The organism is Roseovarius sp. MBR-154 (genome assembly GCF_053628595.1).
Window position 1 is genome coordinate 126,576 of the sequence record NZ_JBRJGR010000007.1, and the last position, 14,263, is coordinate 140,838.

The 14,263-nt window shown below is 66.4% G+C and carries 13 protein-coding genes; 9 read left to right on the forward strand and 4 right to left on the reverse strand.

All coding sequences use genetic code 11. From position 1 onward, the window contains the following. Positions 1-37: 37 nt before the first annotated feature. Positions 38-1,033, reverse strand: a complete 996-nt coding sequence (hemB, locus tag ACSSV4_RS11245; protein ID WP_454275237.1) for a porphobilinogen synthase — start codon at positions 1,031-1,033, stop codon at positions 38-40. A 124-nt stretch (positions 1,034-1,157) separates the two neighbouring features. Between hemB and ACSSV4_RS11250 the strand changes: the two genes are divergently transcribed. From ACSSV4_RS11250 to plsY, 9 genes are all read left to right on the forward strand, one after another. Then, positions 1,158-1,685: a component of SufBCD complex gene (locus tag ACSSV4_RS11250; RefSeq protein WP_454275238.1), complete on the forward strand. Its 528-nt coding sequence runs from the start codon at positions 1,158-1,160 to the stop codon at positions 1,683-1,685. 30 nt (positions 1,686-1,715) lie between these two features. After that, a complete protein-coding gene (gene mfd / locus ACSSV4_RS11255) occupies positions 1,716-5,174 on the forward strand; it encodes a transcription-repair coupling factor (RefSeq protein WP_454275239.1) in 3,459 nt (1,152 codons plus the stop codon). Between the two features lie 49 nt (positions 5,175-5,223). Continuing rightward, positions 5,224-6,615: an amidase gene (locus ACSSV4_RS11260; RefSeq protein ID WP_454275315.1), complete on the forward strand. Its 1,392-nt coding sequence runs from the start codon at positions 5,224-5,226 to the stop codon at positions 6,613-6,615. A 70-nt stretch (positions 6,616-6,685) separates the two neighbouring features. Next, entirely contained in the window at positions 6,686-7,471 is a 786-nt protein-coding gene (locus ACSSV4_RS11265) for a DUF2189 domain-containing protein (protein WP_454275240.1), read from the forward strand. 85 nt (positions 7,472-7,556) lie between these two features. After that, positions 7,557-8,498: an aspartate carbamoyltransferase catalytic subunit gene (locus ACSSV4_RS11270; protein WP_454275241.1), complete on the forward strand. Its 942-nt coding sequence runs from the start codon at positions 7,557-7,559 to the stop codon at positions 8,496-8,498. Continuing rightward, positions 8,495-9,025 carry a hypothetical protein gene (locus tag ACSSV4_RS11275; protein WP_454275242.1) on the forward strand — a complete coding sequence of 177 codons (531 nt, stop codon included), beginning with the start codon at positions 8,495-8,497 and terminating at the stop codon, positions 9,023-9,025. The genes ACSSV4_RS11270 and ACSSV4_RS11275 overlap by 4 nt, the downstream gene beginning before the upstream one ends. Beyond that, positions 9,022-9,474: a hypothetical protein gene (locus ACSSV4_RS11280; protein ID WP_454275243.1), complete on the forward strand. Its 453-nt coding sequence runs from the start codon at positions 9,022-9,024 to the stop codon at positions 9,472-9,474. The genes ACSSV4_RS11275 and ACSSV4_RS11280 overlap by 4 nt, the downstream gene beginning before the upstream one ends. 139 nt (positions 9,475-9,613) lie before the next feature. Further along, positions 9,614-10,894: a dihydroorotase gene (gene pyrC / locus ACSSV4_RS11285; protein WP_454275244.1), complete on the forward strand. Its 1,281-nt coding sequence runs from the start codon at positions 9,614-9,616 to the stop codon at positions 10,892-10,894. Beyond that, positions 10,894-11,502, forward strand: coding sequence for a glycerol-3-phosphate 1-O-acyltransferase PlsY (gene plsY, locus ACSSV4_RS11290; protein ID WP_454275245.1), 609 nt, complete (start codon positions 10,894-10,896; stop codon positions 11,500-11,502). Before pyrC ends, plsY begins: the two co-directional genes overlap by 1 nt. A gap of 75 nt (positions 11,503-11,577) precedes the next feature. Here the strand turns inward: plsY and ACSSV4_RS11295 are convergent, their stop codons facing one another. From ACSSV4_RS11295 to ACSSV4_RS11305, 3 genes are read right to left on the reverse strand one after another with little or no spacing between them, the layout of a single operon-like run. Beyond that, complete coding sequence (locus ACSSV4_RS11295; protein ID WP_454275246.1) at positions 11,578-13,149, reverse strand: GMC family oxidoreductase; 1,572 nt, start codon at positions 13,147-13,149, stop codon at positions 11,578-11,580. 29 nt (positions 13,150-13,178) lie between these two features. Further along, positions 13,179-13,703 carry a Twin-arginine translocation pathway signal gene (locus tag ACSSV4_RS11300; RefSeq protein WP_454275247.1) on the reverse strand — a complete coding sequence of 175 codons (525 nt, stop codon included), beginning with the start codon at positions 13,701-13,703 and terminating at the stop codon, positions 13,179-13,181. A 52-nt stretch (positions 13,704-13,755) separates the two neighbouring features. Further along, a complete protein-coding gene (locus ACSSV4_RS11305; protein ID WP_454275248.1) occupies positions 13,756-14,151 on the reverse strand; it encodes a VOC family protein in 396 nt (131 codons plus the stop codon). Positions 14,152-14,263 lie beyond the last annotated feature (112 nt).

Sequence of the window (14,263 nt, forward strand, 5' to 3'; positions counted from 1 at the left end):
TGTGGTGCTACGCGGGTTCTTGCGCGTGACAGCCAATTCAGGACAAGAGGCGGGCCACCTTGGGGGCGAAATAGCTGAGCACCCCGTCGCAGCCTGCGCGCTTGAAGCACATCAGGCTTTCCAGCATGGCGCGGTCCTCGTCGATCCAGCCGTTCTGCACGGCGGCCATGATCATCGCGTATTCGCCCGAGACCTGGTAGGCGAAGGTGGGCGCGCCGAAATTATCCTTTACCCGTCGGCAGATATCGAGATAGGGCAGGCCCGGCTTGACCATCACCATATCCGCGCCCTCGCGCAGGTCACGCTCGACGAGGCGCAGCGCCTCGTCGGTGTTGGCCGGGTTCATCTGGTAGGTTTTCTTGTCGCCCTTGAGCGCCGCCCCCGCGCCCACCGCATCGCGGAACGGCCCGTAGAAGGCCGAGGCGTATTTGGCGGCGTAGGACATGATCATCACGTTCGGGTGACCGTTTGTCTCGAGTGCGGCGCGAATGGCGCCGATGCGCCCGTCCATCATGTCCGAGGGGCCGATGATGTCGACGCCCGCCTCGGCCTGGCTGAGCGCCTGTTTCACCAGCGCCTCGACGGTGGCGTCATTGACGATCTCGCCATTCACGACAAAGCCGTCATGGCCGGTGTCGGAATAGGGATCGAGCGCCACGTCGGTCATCACCGCAATGTCGGGCACCGCTGCCTTGATCGCGCGGGTGGCGCGATTGCTGAGGTTGTCGGGGCTCCAGGCCTCGGCGCAGTCGGCGGTGCGGTTCTCGGAGGAGGTATAGGGAAAGAGGCAGATGGCCGGAATGCCGAGATCGGCGGCCTCGCGGGCGGCCTCGACCACGCGGTCGATGGAGCGGCGCAGCACGCCGGGCATGGAGGGCACCGGTTCTTCGACATCCTCGCCGTCGCGCACGAAGACCGGCCAGATCAGATCGGCCGACGTCAGCGTGTTTTCCGCCACCATGTCGCGGATCGCGGGGGATTGGCGGGTGCGGCGCAGGCGGGTGGCGGGGAAGGCGGCTTGGGTCGGGCGCATGGGCGGACTTTCTGGTGATCTCGGGGTGCCAATTGAGTGGCATGGAAATTCGCGCATCTCAAGGGTAGGAATTGCCGCGCACCGGCGCTAAGAGGGGCGACGACATTGCAACAGGGGCGCGGCCTTGGACTGGTATGACACCGTTTTCGAGCTCATCGACATGCGCTCCTTCAGCAATCTGTGGTACTGGATCGCGCTTGCGGTGACGTGGTCGTCGGCCTCGCATTGGGTGCTGGGCGTGCCGTGGGACATGGCGATGCGCGCGCGCAAGGCAGACGGCGGCGAGGCGATGCGCGATTTCGAAGACATGGTGCGGATCAACACCAATCGTATCCTCTTTGTCGCGCGCGAGAGCGGGTTGCTGCTGGCCGGGTTGGTGGCGTTTGCGGTGACCAGCGTGGCGCTTTTGGGGTTTGTCTATGGCAACGAATTCGCGCAGGCGATTTTTTTGCTGGGCTTTCCCCTGCTGCTGGTCGCCATGCTGTCGGTGCGCACGGCGCATGTCATTCAGGATCAGGCGCTGGCGGGCGAGACGCTGGTCAAGCGCATCCAGCGCCACAGGCTGCAAATCCAGCTGATCGGCATGGCGTCGATCTTTGTCACCGCGATTTGGGGCATGTATCAGAACATGAACGCGAACGTGCTGAGCTGACCGGCACGGCGCGACGGAACGGGTGAGGCTATGAGCGATCACATCAAGGTGGGCGGCGCGCCCGAAGGGTTTGACGCGCGGCTGGTGCTGAAAGAGGCCGAGGCGCGCGGCGGGCCGGTCATCCATGTCGCGCGCGACGACAAGCGGATGGCGGCGATGGCGGCGGCGCTGGAGTTCTTTGCCCCCGACATGCCGGTCATCCGCTTTCCGGGCTGGGATTGCCTGCCCTATGACCGGGTGTCGCCCAATGCCGACATATCCGCCACCCGGATGGCGACGCTGGCGACGCTGGTGCATGGCGCGCCGGGGCAGTTCGTGCTGCTGACCACGCTCAATGCCGCGACGCAGCGCGTGCCCGCGCGCGAGGTGCTGCGCGAGGCCGCCTTTGCCGCCGCTGTGGGCGAGCGGATCGACGAGAAGGCGCTGCGCGATTTTCTGGTGCGGATGGGGTTTTCGCAGGCCCCCACGGTGACCGAGCCCGGCGATTACGCGCTGCGCGGCGGCATCATCGACATCTACCCGCCGGGCGAGGCGGGGCCGGTGCGGCTCGATCTGTTCGGTGACGTGCTGGACGGGTTGCGCCGGTTCGATGCGGCGACGCAGCGCACCACCGAGACGCTCGAGCGGATCGAGCTGGCCCCGGTGTCGGAGGTCATTCTGGACGAGGCCGCGATCCGGCGGTTCCGGCAGAATTACCGGATCGAATTTGGTGCGGCGGGCACCGACGATCCGCTCTACGAGGCGGTGAGCGCGGGGCGCAAACATGCCGGGGTCGAGCATTGGCTGCCGTTCTTTCATGAGCGGCTGGAGCTGATTTTCGACTATCTGCCGGAGGCGTCGATCACGCTGGATGATCAGGTCGGCCCGGCGCGGGTGGCGCGGTGGGAGAGCATTGCCGATCAATACGAGGCGCGCCAGCATGCGCTGAACCAGAAGAACCGCAGCGATACGGTCTACAAGCCGGTGCCGCCGGGATTGCTCTATCTCGATGACGATGGCTGGCAGGCGGCGGTGGCGGATCGGCGGGTGCTGCAATTCGTGGCGCTGCCGCAGGCCACCGGGCCGGGGGTGATCGACGCGGGCGGGCGCATCGGGCGCAATTTTGCGCCCGAGCGGCAGCAGGAAAACATCAACCTTTTCAGTGTTCTGAAGGATCATGTTGACGCACGCATGGCCGAGGGGCCGGTCGTGGTCGCGTCCTATTCCGAAGGTGCGCGTGAGCGGATCGAGGGGCTGTTGGAGGATGAGGGGCTGCTGGGCGCGGTCACCATCCGTAGCGCGCGGGCGCTTGGCAAGCGCGGGCTGCATCTGGCGGTCTGGCCGCTGGAACAGGGGTTCATCGCGCCGGGGCTGACGGTGATCGCCGAGCAGGACGTGCTGGGTGAGCGCCTTATTCGCGGCGCCAAGCGCAAGCGGCGGGCCGAGAATTTCCTGACCGAGGCGCAGGCGCTGAGCCAGGGCGATCTGGTGGTGCATGTGGATCACGGGATCGGGCGCTATCTGGGGCTGGAGGTGGTCACGGCGGCAGGCGCGGCGCATGAATGCCTGGTGCTGGAATATGCCGAAAGCTCGAAACTTTACCTGCCGGTCGAAAACATCGAGCTGCTGTCGAAATATGGCCATGACGAAGGTCTGCTCGACAAGCTGGGCGGCGGTGCGTGGCAGGCCAAGAAGGCGCGGCTCAAGGAGCGGATCCGCGAGATGGCCGACCGCCTCATTCGCGTGGCCGCCGAGCGCGAATTGCGCCGTGCGCCGGTGGTGGAGGCCGAGCATCACGCCTGGGAGGCGTTTGCCGCGCGCTTTCCCTATCAGGAGACCGACGATCAGCTGCGCGCGATCGAGGATGTGGTGGGCGATCTGTCGGCGGGCCGCCCGATGGACCGGCTGATTTGCGGTGACGTGGGCTTTGGCAAGACCGAGGTGGCGATGCGCGCGGCCTTTGTCGCGGCCATGTCAGGACTGCAGGTGGCGGTGATCGCGCCGACGACGCTGCTGGCGCGGCAGCATTACAAGGAATTCGCCGAGCGCTTTCGCGGCTTTCCCGTCAATGTGCGCCCGCTGTCGCGCTTTGTCAGCGCGGGCGAGGCGGGCAAGACGCGCGAGGCGATGGCGAAGGGCGAGGCCGATATCGTGGTGGGCACGCATGCGTTGCTGGCCAAGAGCGTGCGGTTCAAGAATCTGGGCCTCTTGATCATCGACGAGGAACAGCGGTTCGGCGTGGCGCATAAGGAGCGGCTCAAGCAGTTGCGCTCGGACGTACATGTGCTGACGCTGACCGCGACGCCGATCCCGCGCACGCTGCAACTGTCGCTGTCGGGGGTGCGGGATCTGTCGATCATCGGCACGCCGCCCATCGACCGGCTGTCGATCCGCACCTATATCAGCGAGTTCGACACGGTGACGGTGCGCGAGGCGCTGTTGCGCGAGCATTACCGGGGCGGGCAGTCGTTCTTCGTGGTCCCGCGCATCAAGGAGCTGCCCGAGATCGAGGCGTTCCTGGCCAATGAGGTGCCCGAGGTGTCCTATGTGGTGGCGCATGGGCAGATGGCCGCCGGAGAACTCGACGACCGGATGAACGCCTTTTACGACGGCAAATACGATGTGCTGCTGGCGACCACGATCGTGGAATCGGGGCTGGATATTCCGACCGCCAACACTATGATCATTCACCGCGCCGACATGTTCGGGCTGAGCCAGCTCTACCAGATCCGGGGGCGGGTGGGCCGCTCCAAGACCCGCGCCTATGCGTATCTGACGACCAAGCCGCGGGTGCCGCTGACGCCCGGCGCGGAAAAGCGGCTGCGGGTCTTGGGCAGTCTCGACACGCTGGGGGCGGGATTTACGCTCGCGTCTCAGGATCTCGACATTCGCGGGGCGGGGAACCTCTTGGGCGAGGAACAATCGGGGCAGATGCGCGATGTGGGCTATGAGCTTTACCAGTCCATGCTGGAAGAGGCGATTGCCAAGATCAGGTCGGGCCAGATCGACGGGCTGTCGGAGGCCGATGAGCAATGGGCGCCGCAGATCAACCTCGGTGTGCCGGTGCTGATCCCCGAGACCTATGTGCCCGATCTCGATGTGCGCCTCGGCCTCTATCGCCGCCTGAGCGGGTTGGAGAGCAAGGTCGAGATGGAAGGCTTTGCCGCCGAGCTGATTGACCGGTTCGGCAAGCTGCCGCGCGAGGTCAACATGCTGATGCTGGTGGTGCGGATCAAGGCGATGTGCAAGCGGGCGGGGATTGCCAAGCTCGATGGCGGGCCCAAGGGCGCGACGATCCAGTTTCACAACGACAAGTTCGCCTCGCCGCAGGGGTTGGTGGAGTTCATCAACGACCAGAAAGGTCTGGCCAAGGTGCGCGACAACAAGATCGTCGTGCGGCGCGACTGGAAGGGCGAGGCGGACCGGATCAAGGGGGCCTTTGCCATCGCGCGCGATCTGGCGGAAAAGGTCGTGGCGGAGAAGAAGACGGCGCGCGGGCGCGCGGGGTGACCCCGCAGCTTTTTGAGTATTTTTGCCATAAAGAAACAGGGGCGTGAAGATGATCGAGGGCACGGCGGAAGGGCTGATCGGGCGGATGGTGCGGCGCGAGGTGAGCGCCGAGACGGTGATGCGCGAGACGTTGGACCGCATCACGGCCGTCAATCCCCGGGTCAACGCGATTGTCAGCCTGCGCGACGAGGCAGATCTGATCGCCGAGGCGCGCGCGGTGGATCAAGGCGGGCCGCGCGGGGCGCTGCACGGCGTGCCGATCGCGGTCAAGGATCTGGCCAATGTGGCGGGGTTGCCGACCTCGCAGGGCTCGCCGCTTTTCGCGGGTCAGGTGGCGGAGCGTGATGATCTTCATGTCGCGCGGATGCGCGCGGCGGGGGCGATCTTCATCGGCAAGACCAACACGCCCGAGTTCGGGTTGGGCAGCCATACGTTCAACCCGGTGCACGGGGTGACGGTGAACCCTTACGATCCGGCGCGGTCCTGTGGCGGATCGTCGGGCGGGGCGGCGGTGGCGCTGGCCTGCGGTATGCTGGCGCTGGCGGACGGGTCTGACATGATGGGCAGCCTGCGCAACCCGGCGGGCTGGTGCAATGTCTATGGCATGCGGCCAAGCTGGTCGCTGGTGCCTTCGGAGCCGCGCGCCGATACCTTTCTGCATCAGTTGTCCACCAATGGGCCGATGGCGCGCAACCCGCGCGATCTGGCGCTATTGCTGTCGGTGATGGCCGGGCGCGACGGGCGGCAGCCGCACGGGATGGAGGCGCCGGATCTGTCGGAGATCGCGCCGCGCGCGGCGGGCGTGCGGATCGGCTGGCTGGGCGATTGGGGCGGGGCCTGGCCTTATGAGGACGGCATCCTGACGCTCTGCGAGGCCGCCCTTGGCGTGCTGGAGGGGCTGGGGGCGCAGGTCGAGGCGCTGGCCGCGCCCCATAGCCGGGAGGCGCTCTGGGAGGCCTGGGTGACGCTGCGCCATTGGGCGGTGGCGGCCAATCTCGCGCCGCTGCTGGAGAGCGGGCGATTGAAGCCCGAGGCGGTCTGGGAGGTGGAGGAAGGCGGGCGGCTGAGCGCGCTTGATGTGCACCGCGCGAGCGTGGCGCGCAGCGGGTGGTATTCCACCGCCGCGCGGCTCTTCGAGCGTCATGACGTGCTGGCCCTGCCGACGGCGCAGGTCTGGCCGTTTCCGGCCGAGGAGGTTTATCCGCGTGCCGTAGGCGGGCAGGCGATGGACACCTATCACCGCTGGATGGAGGTGGTGGTGCCCGCCTCGCTGGCCGGGTTGCCGGTGGTGGCGGTGCCTGCGGGGTTCGGGCCGCAGGGCCTGCCGATGGGGCTGCAACTGATCGGCAAGCGCGGCGCGGACCGGCAGTTGCTGGAGCTGGCCGAGGCCTGGCACGCGGCGACCGATTGGCCGGGGCAGCGCCCGCCGCCGCTAAGCTGAGTTCAACTTGCATCTTTCTATAAGATGCGGCTGTCGCTAACCTTTGCCGAAAATCGGGGGAGGACAAGCGATGCCCGCAAGCGAGACGAAACCCCTGGGCGTGCCGGAGATGGGGGTGGTGCGGGTGGCCATGCTGGGCGAGGCGCTGCGCCGGGGTTGGGCGGATATGCGGCGCGCTCCGGGCTATGCGGTAATCTTTGCCGGGGTCTATGTGACGATCGGGCTGCTGCTGGCCTGGATCACGACGGCCACGGGCAAGAGTTACTGGCTGATCTTCGCCGCCGTGGGCTTTCCGCTGGTGGGGCCGTTCGCTGCCGTGGGCTTCTACGAGGTGAGCCACCGGCTGAGCGAGGGCCGCGCGCTGGTGGCGTCGGAGATATTCGCGGTGATCGCGCATCAGCGGCGGCGGCAATTGCCGTCGATCTGCGCGATCATCATCATGGTGTTCCTGTTCTGGTTCTTCCTTGCGCATATGATCTTTGCGCTCTTTCTGGGCCTGTCGACCATGACCAACGTGACCTCGTCGCTGGAGATCTATTTCACACCCGAAGGGCTAAGCATGCTGGCGGTGGGCTCGGGGGTGGGCGCGGTCTTTGCGCTGCTGCTCTATTCGATCACGGTGCTGGGGCTGCCGATGCTGCTGGACCGCGAGGTGGATTTCGTCACCGCCATGATCACCAGCCTGCATGTGGTGATCGCGAACCCGGTGCCGATGCTGATCTGGGCGGTGCTGATTGCCGGGCTGACCTTTCTGGCGATGCTGCCTGCGTTTCTGGGGCTGTTCCTCGTGCTGCCGCTTCTGGGGCATGCGACGTGGCATCTTTATACGCTGATCTGCGCGGCGCAGGACGCCTGAAGGGCCGATCCGCCCGCGTGCAATCCCCGCCTTGCCCCGGCGGGGCCGGGGTCTTAAGAAGGCGGCACACCGGTCGGAGGACAGCATGACATTTCCGCACGCGCATCTCTTGGGGATCGAACCGCTGTCGCAAGAGGACATCACCGCGATCCTCGATCTGGCGGAGGAGTACGTCACGCTCAACCGCAGCGATGCCAAGCATGGCGACGCGCTGGCGGGTCTCACGCAGATCAACATGTTCTTTGAGAATTCCACCCGCACGCAGGCCAGTTTCGAGCTGGCGGGCAAGCGGCTGGGCGCGGATGTGATGAACATGGCGATGCAGGCCAGTTCCATCAAGAAGGGCGAGACGCTGATCGACACGGCGATGACGCTCAACGCGATGCATCCCGATCTGCTGGTGGTGCGGCATCCGCAATCGGGTGCTGTGGATCTCTTGGCGCAAAAGGTGCGCTGCGCGGTCTTGAACGCGGGCGACGGGCGGCACGAGCACCCCACGCAGGCGCTCTTGGATGCGCTGACGATCCGCCGCGCCAAGGGGCGGCTGCACCGGCTGAGCATCGCGATTTGCGGCGATATCGCGCATAGCCGCGTGGCGCGGTCGAACATCATCCTGTTGGGCAAGATGGAAAACCGGGTGCGCTTGATCGGCCCGCCGACGCTGATGCCCACGGGGATCGCGGAGTTCGGCGTCGAGGTCTTTGACGACATGCGCGCCGGGCTCGAGGGGGCCGATGTGGTGATGATGCTGCGGCTGCAAAAGGAACGCATGGACGGCGGCTTTATCCCGTCCGAGCGCGAATATTACCACCGCTACGGGCTCGATGCCGAAAAGCTGGCCCATGCCAAGCCGGATGCCATCGTCATGCACCCCGGCCCGATGAACCGGGGGGTCGAGATCGACGGCGAGATTGCCGACGATATCAACCGCTCGGTTATTCAGGATCAGGTGGAGATGGGCGTGGCGGTGCGTATGGCGGCGATGGACCTGCTGGCGCAGGGCCTGCGGGCGCGGCGCGCGGCATGAGCACGGTGCTCGATATCCCCGCGCAGGAGGCGCATGTGGTGCGGGTCTTTTCCGTGGTCGAGGAGGCGGGCGCGCCTTTGGAGGATGCCGCGGTGCTCGAGGCCCTGGGGGCCGAGGGCAAGCTGCGCTCAGAGGAGATCGAGCTCTTCGATCTGACCGATCTGCAGGACATGCCGCTGTCGGCCTATCTGACCGAGGGGCATGGCATCGCCGAGACCGACCTCAGGGACATGCGCGGGCAGTTGGACGGGCTGACGGGTCGCGTGCTGATCCTGCCCTCGCGGGCCTTTCAGGGGCAGGCGATGAAGCTGCGCGTGGGCGGTGCGCTGCGTCTCGTGGGCCGGTTCGAGGAAGACGTGACCCCGGTCAGTTTCGACCCGCTGCCTGCGGGCGGCGCGCATGGCACGGTGGCGGGCACGGGCGCGCCAGCGCAGACCCCGCGCGGCATGCGCCGGGCGGCGCTGGTGCTGGTGGGGCTGCTCATTGGCGCGGCGGTGCTGGTGCTCGTGCTGATGGGGGGCTCATGAGCGAGGGGCTCATTCATTCGATGACGCCGACCACCGCGCTGGCCGAGGACGAGCGGGTGCTGCACAGCTTTCACCCCGACCGGGCGACCTATTGGCGCGATCATGCGTGGCTGGCGGCGGGCGCGATGGCGCTTGGCATGGGCGTCCTCTGGGCCATCGGCAATCCGCATGCCTGGACCGGGGCGGTCGGCGGGCTGGCCGCCATCGCCGTGCGGGCGGGATACGTGGCCTCGGACGAGCTCAAGGCGCGGTGGGATCTGACCGACCGTCGCCTCCTTGGCCCGCAGACGCGCGCGGTGCGGCTGGCCGAGATCAAAACCGTTCGGGGGCTGGGCAGCGCCGTGCAGGTGGTGACCGCCGCCGGGGACAAGCACCTGATCAAGTATCAGGCCGACCGCGCGGACACCGAGGCGCGCCTTCGCGCCGCCGCCGGTCTGAAGGAGGGCTGAGCGATGCAGGAACCGAAAGATCCGCGCATGTCCGGCAAGATCGCGATGCTGGCGCTGCTGGTAATCGTGGCGCTCACGGTGGTGATGGTCTGGGTGGCGGCATGAGCAAGACACGGATTTCAGCAAGAAAGCACAGCCGATGAGCGGAACCCTGTTCACCAATGCCCGCCTGATCGACCCGGAGGCGGGGACGGATGCGCCGGGCTGGCTGTTGATCGACAAGGGCGTGATCGCTGCGCGCGGCGAAGGTGCAGACATGCCGCAGGCCGAAACCGTGATCGACTGCGGCGGGCAGTGCCTCGCGCCCGGCATCGTCGATATCGGGGTCAAGGTCTGCGAGCCGGGTGAGCGGCACAAGGAAAGCTATCGCTCTGCCGGTCTGGCGGCGGCGGCGGGGGGCGTCACCACCATGGCCACGCGACCCGACACGCTGCCTGCCATCGACACGCCCGAGGTGCTCGAATTCGTGGAGCGTCGCGCCAATGAAGCCGCCCCGGTGAATGTCCTGCCGATGGCCGCGCTGACCAAGGGGCGCGAGGGGCGCGAGATGGTCGAGATCGGCTTTCTGATGGATGCGGGGGCCGTGGCCTTTACCGATTGCGACCACGTGGTGCGCGACACCAAGGTGCTGAGCCGCGCGCTGAGCTATGCGCGCAGCCTCGGCGCATTGGTGATCGGGCACCCGCAGGATCCGGGGCTGAGCGCGGGGGCGGCGGCGACGAGTGGAAAATTCGCCTCGCTCAAAGGTCTGCCTGCGGTCTCGCCCATGGCCGAGCGGATGGGGCTGGATCGTGACATAGCCCTTCTGGAGATGACCGGCGCGCGCTACCATGCCGATCAGATCACCACCGCCCGCGCTTTGCCCGCGCTGCGGCGGGCCAAGCGCAACGGGCTGGATATCACCGCCGGCACCTCGATCCATCACCTGACGCTCAATGAGTTGGACGTGTCGGACTATCGCACCTTCTTCAAGGTCAAGCCGCCGCTGCGCTCCGAGGAGGACCGGCAGGAGGTGATCGAGGCGCTGCGCGAGGGGCTGATTGATATCATTTCCTCGATGCACACCCCGCAGGACGAGGAAAGCAAGCGCCTGCCCTTCGAGGCGGCGGCGAGCGGGGCGGTGGCGCTGGAGACGCTGTTGCCTGCCGCACTGCGGCTCTATCATGCCGAGGCGCTCGATCTGCCGACGCTGTGGCGGGCGATGTCGCTCAACCCCGCGAAACGGCTGGGACGGGAGTGCGGGCGGCTGAGCAAGGGCGCGCCCGCCGATCTGGTGCTGTTCGATCCCGGCAAGCCCTTCGTGCTGGACCGGTTCGCGCTGAAATCGAAATCCAAGAACACCCCCTTTGACGGGGCACGGCTACAGGGTCGGGTCACCGCGACCTATGTGGCCGGAACCCGCGTATACGAGGCCGCGTGATGCCCCCCTTTGACAGCGATCTGAGTGTGCTTCTACCCTGGGCCGTGATCGGCTACGGCCTCGGTTCGATCCCCTTCGGCATGGTGCTGGCGCGCGTCATGGGGCTGGGAAACCTGCGCGAGATCGGATCGGGCAATATCGGGGCCACCAATGTTCTGCGCACCGGCAACAAGACGGCGGCGGCGCTGACGCTGTTTCTGGACGGGGCCAAGGGCGCGGTCGCGGTGCTGCTGGCGCGGGCCTATGCGGGGGGCGATGCGGTGCAACTGGCCGCGCTCATGGCGCTTATTGGCCATTGCTACCCGGTCTGGCTGGGTTTTCGTGGTGGCAAGGGGGTTGCGACCTTCCTCGGGGTCATGCTGGCGCTGGCCTGGCCGGTGGGGGTGGCCTGTTGCGTGACCTGGCTTGTGGCGGCGAAACTGTCGCGGATCTCGTCGATGGGGGCGCTGGTGGCGGCAGCCTCGTCGGTGATCTGGGTGCTGCTTCTGGGCTATGGCGGTGCGCTCGTCCTGATGGTGCTGCTGACGGCGCTGATCTTCTGGCGGCACCGCGAGAATATCGCGCGGATCAGGGCGGGGACGGAGCCGAAGATCGGTCAGAAAGGCTGAGCCGACGCAGGCCGGGAAAATTCCCCCGGCACCCTGGGGAGAGGAGGGCACCGGGAGAGTACGGGCCGCCTCGTCTCAGAGGTTGCCGCGTGACAGTTCCCCCGCGATGTGGTCGGCCTGCCGGATGGCAAGCGCCACGATCGTCAGCGTCGGGTTCTCCGCCGCCCCGGTGGTGAATTGCGACCCGTCCGAGACGAAGAGGTTGGGAATGTCATGGGTCTGGCCCCATTTGTTCACCACCCCGTCGCGCGGGTTCTCGGACATCCGGTTGGTCCCGAGGTTATGCGTGGACGGGTAGGGCGGTGTCGGCATCGTGCGCGTGGCCCCCACCGCATCGTAGATCGCCGCCCCCTGCTTGTAGGCGTGGTTGCGCATCGCGATATCGTTGGGGTGGTCGTCGAAATGCACATTCGCCACCGGCAGGCCGTACTGGTCCTTGACCGCGTGGTTGAGGGTGACGCGGTTGGTCTCCTGCGGCATGTCCTCGCCGACGATCCACATCCCCGCCATGTTCTCGTAGGAATCCAGAGCCGTGGTGAATTCGCGCCCCCACCCGCCGGGATCGAGAAACGCCGCCATGAAGGGCAGGCCAAGCGCCAGCGTTTCCAGCTCATAGCCGCCCACGAACCCGCGTGAGGGGTCGTGCCGTGCCTCGTCCTGAATGATGCCCGCCATCGTGGTGCCGCGCCACATCTTCACCGGCTTGTCGAAGATGCCGTAGACCGATCCGGTCATGTGCCGCATGTAGTTGCGCCCGACCTGACCCGAGGAATTGGCAAGGCCATCGGGGAACATCGAAGACGCGGAGTTAAGCAGCAGGCGGGGCGATTCAAACGAGTTGCCGGCGACACAGACCGCGCGCGCCTTTTGCATCTGCAGGTTGCCGTCGGCGTCGAAATATTCCACGCCCGTCACGCGGCCCTGATCATCGTGCAGGATGCGCGCCACATGCGCCTTTTCGCGCACCTCGAGATTGCCCGTCGCCTCGCCGCGCGGAATATCGGTGTAGGCCGCCGACCATTTCGCGCCCCATTTGCAGCCCTGAAAGCAGAAGCCGGTCTGCTGGCAGGCCATGCGCCCGTCATATTCCTCGGAGTTGATCGCCATGCGGCCGGTATGGACCTCCTTGTAGCCCAGCTTTTTCGCCCCGGCCTCGAACACCTTGTAATTGTTGCATCCGGGCAGACCGGGCATGTCGTTGGTGCGGGTCACGCCCAGCTTTTTCTCGGCCTTGTCGTACCACGGGGCCATTTCCGCGCCGTCGATGGGCCAGTCGAGCAGATTAGCGCCCTGCACCGGGCCATAGTTGGTCGCGGCCTTCCATTCATGGTCCTGAAAGCGCAGGGACGCGCCCGCCCAATGGGTCGTGGTGCCGCCCACGGCCTTGACGATCCACGCAGGCAGCCCGGAAAAATCGCGCGCGACGCGCCAGTCGCCCGAGGTCGTGCGCGGGTCGAGCCAGGCCAGTTGGCCAAAGCTTTCCCATTCGTCGTTGATGTAATCCTCGGGCAGGTAGCGCCCGCCCGCCTCCAGCGCCACCACGGACACGCCGCGTTGCGCCAACTCGTTCGACAGCACGCCGCCGCCCGCGCCGGTGCCGATGACGACGATCACAGAGTCGTCGCTCAGATCAAAAGGTGCAGCCATAGTTGGGGTCCTCCTCAGTTGGCTATGGCTCAGAGCCAGGTGATGTCGTCGAAGCCGCGATTGATGTAGCCGCCCTTGGAATAGGACTCGCCCTCATAGCCAAACAGCGGCCAGACCGCCTTTTGGTTATAAAGGCCGGTCACCAGCCCACCGCGCACCTGCTGAAAGAACGCGCTGTCCTCGATGCCGCGCAGGATATCGACGCGGTCGCGCTCCCATCCGATGCTCAGGTAATCGGCATGGCCCTTGCCCTGCGCCGCCGCGTTCAGCCCGGCAATCCCGGCCTCGACCCCCTCGGCGGCCTCGGGCACGTCATAGCCCTTGACGGCGATGGCGTAATACTCATCCGCCAGATGGTCATGCGGGTAGATGTCGCGCGCCATCTGAATGAGCGTCGCCATGGTCTCGGGCTTGAGCGCCGTGGTCTCCAGCGCCCAGGCGGCATCGGTGGCGGCCACGAAACTGCTGCCGACGACGAAACTTGCGCCCGCCGCCATGGATCGCGCGAGCAAGTCGCGGCGTGAGAGCCCCTGTCGGGCTTTGGTATCGGTCATTGGTTCTCCTCCCATGAAAGCGGCGCGGCCCTCCCCGGCCACGCCTGTTATCTCATTTGAAACGCCCGCCGCGCTGCAGCACCTCGATCTCGTAGCCGTCCGGATCGGCCACGAAAAAGAACTTGCCCACGAGTTTGCCGTCGGGCGCGAATTCGACGATCTTGCGGGGGGCGAGCCCCTCCGCCTCGAACCGCACGTGCTCGGCCTCCAGATCCTCGACCAGAACGGCGAGATGGCCATAGCCGTCGCCCAGGTCATAGGGTTCGGTGCGGCCCTTGTTGACGGTCAGTTCCACCTCGAAGGGGCTTTCGTCATTCGACATGTAGACGAGGGTGAATTTTTCGAAATCCAGCCGGTCGGCCACGTCGAGCCCGAATGCGCGTTTGTAGAAATCAACCGACCGCGCCTCGTCGAGAACGCGAATCATGCTGTGAATGGCTTTGGCCATCATGCCCTCCGGATCGTTGCAGTTGGTCCGGAAAGTTTACCAACGCGGGGCAGGGGCGGGTAGTAAGGGGATACTACAGGGCAGAGCACGCCCGGCGCGGACCCGATGGCGT

Excerpts from the sequence above, each read along its gene's own strand:
- hemB (WP_454275237.1), bottom strand. The coding sequence starts at position 1,033 with ATGCGCCCGACCCAAGCCGCCTTCCCCGCCACCCGCCTGCGCCGCACC.
- mfd (WP_454275239.1), top strand. The coding sequence starts at position 1,716 with ATGAGCGATCACATCAAGGTGGGCGGCGCGCCCGAAGGGTTTGACGCG.
- ACSSV4_RS11260 (WP_454275315.1), top strand. The coding sequence starts at position 5,224 with ATGATCGAGGGCACGGCGGAAGGGCTGATCGGGCGGATGGTGCGGCGC.
- ACSSV4_RS11265 (WP_454275240.1), top strand. The coding sequence starts at position 6,686 with ATGCCCGCAAGCGAGACGAAACCCCTGGGCGTGCCGGAGATGGGGGTG.
- ACSSV4_RS11270 (WP_454275241.1), top strand. The coding sequence starts at position 7,557 with ATGACATTTCCGCACGCGCATCTCTTGGGGATCGAACCGCTGTCGCAA.
- ACSSV4_RS11275 (WP_454275242.1), top strand. The coding sequence starts at position 8,495 with ATGAGCACGGTGCTCGATATCCCCGCGCAGGAGGCGCATGTGGTGCGG.
- ACSSV4_RS11280 (WP_454275243.1), top strand. The coding sequence starts at position 9,022 with ATGAGCGAGGGGCTCATTCATTCGATGACGCCGACCACCGCGCTGGCC.
- pyrC (WP_454275244.1), top strand. The coding sequence starts at position 9,614 with ATGAGCGGAACCCTGTTCACCAATGCCCGCCTGATCGACCCGGAGGCG.
- plsY (WP_454275245.1), top strand. The coding sequence starts at position 10,894 with ATGCCCCCCTTTGACAGCGATCTGAGTGTGCTTCTACCCTGGGCCGTG.
- ACSSV4_RS11295 (WP_454275246.1), bottom strand. The coding sequence starts at position 13,149 with ATGGCTGCACCTTTTGATCTGAGCGACGACTCTGTGATCGTCGTCATC.
- ACSSV4_RS11300 (WP_454275247.1), bottom strand. The coding sequence starts at position 13,703 with ATGACCGATACCAAAGCCCGACAGGGGCTCTCACGCCGCGACTTGCTC.
- ACSSV4_RS11305 (WP_454275248.1), bottom strand. The coding sequence starts at position 14,151 with ATGGCCAAAGCCATTCACAGCATGATTCGCGTTCTCGACGAGGCGCGG.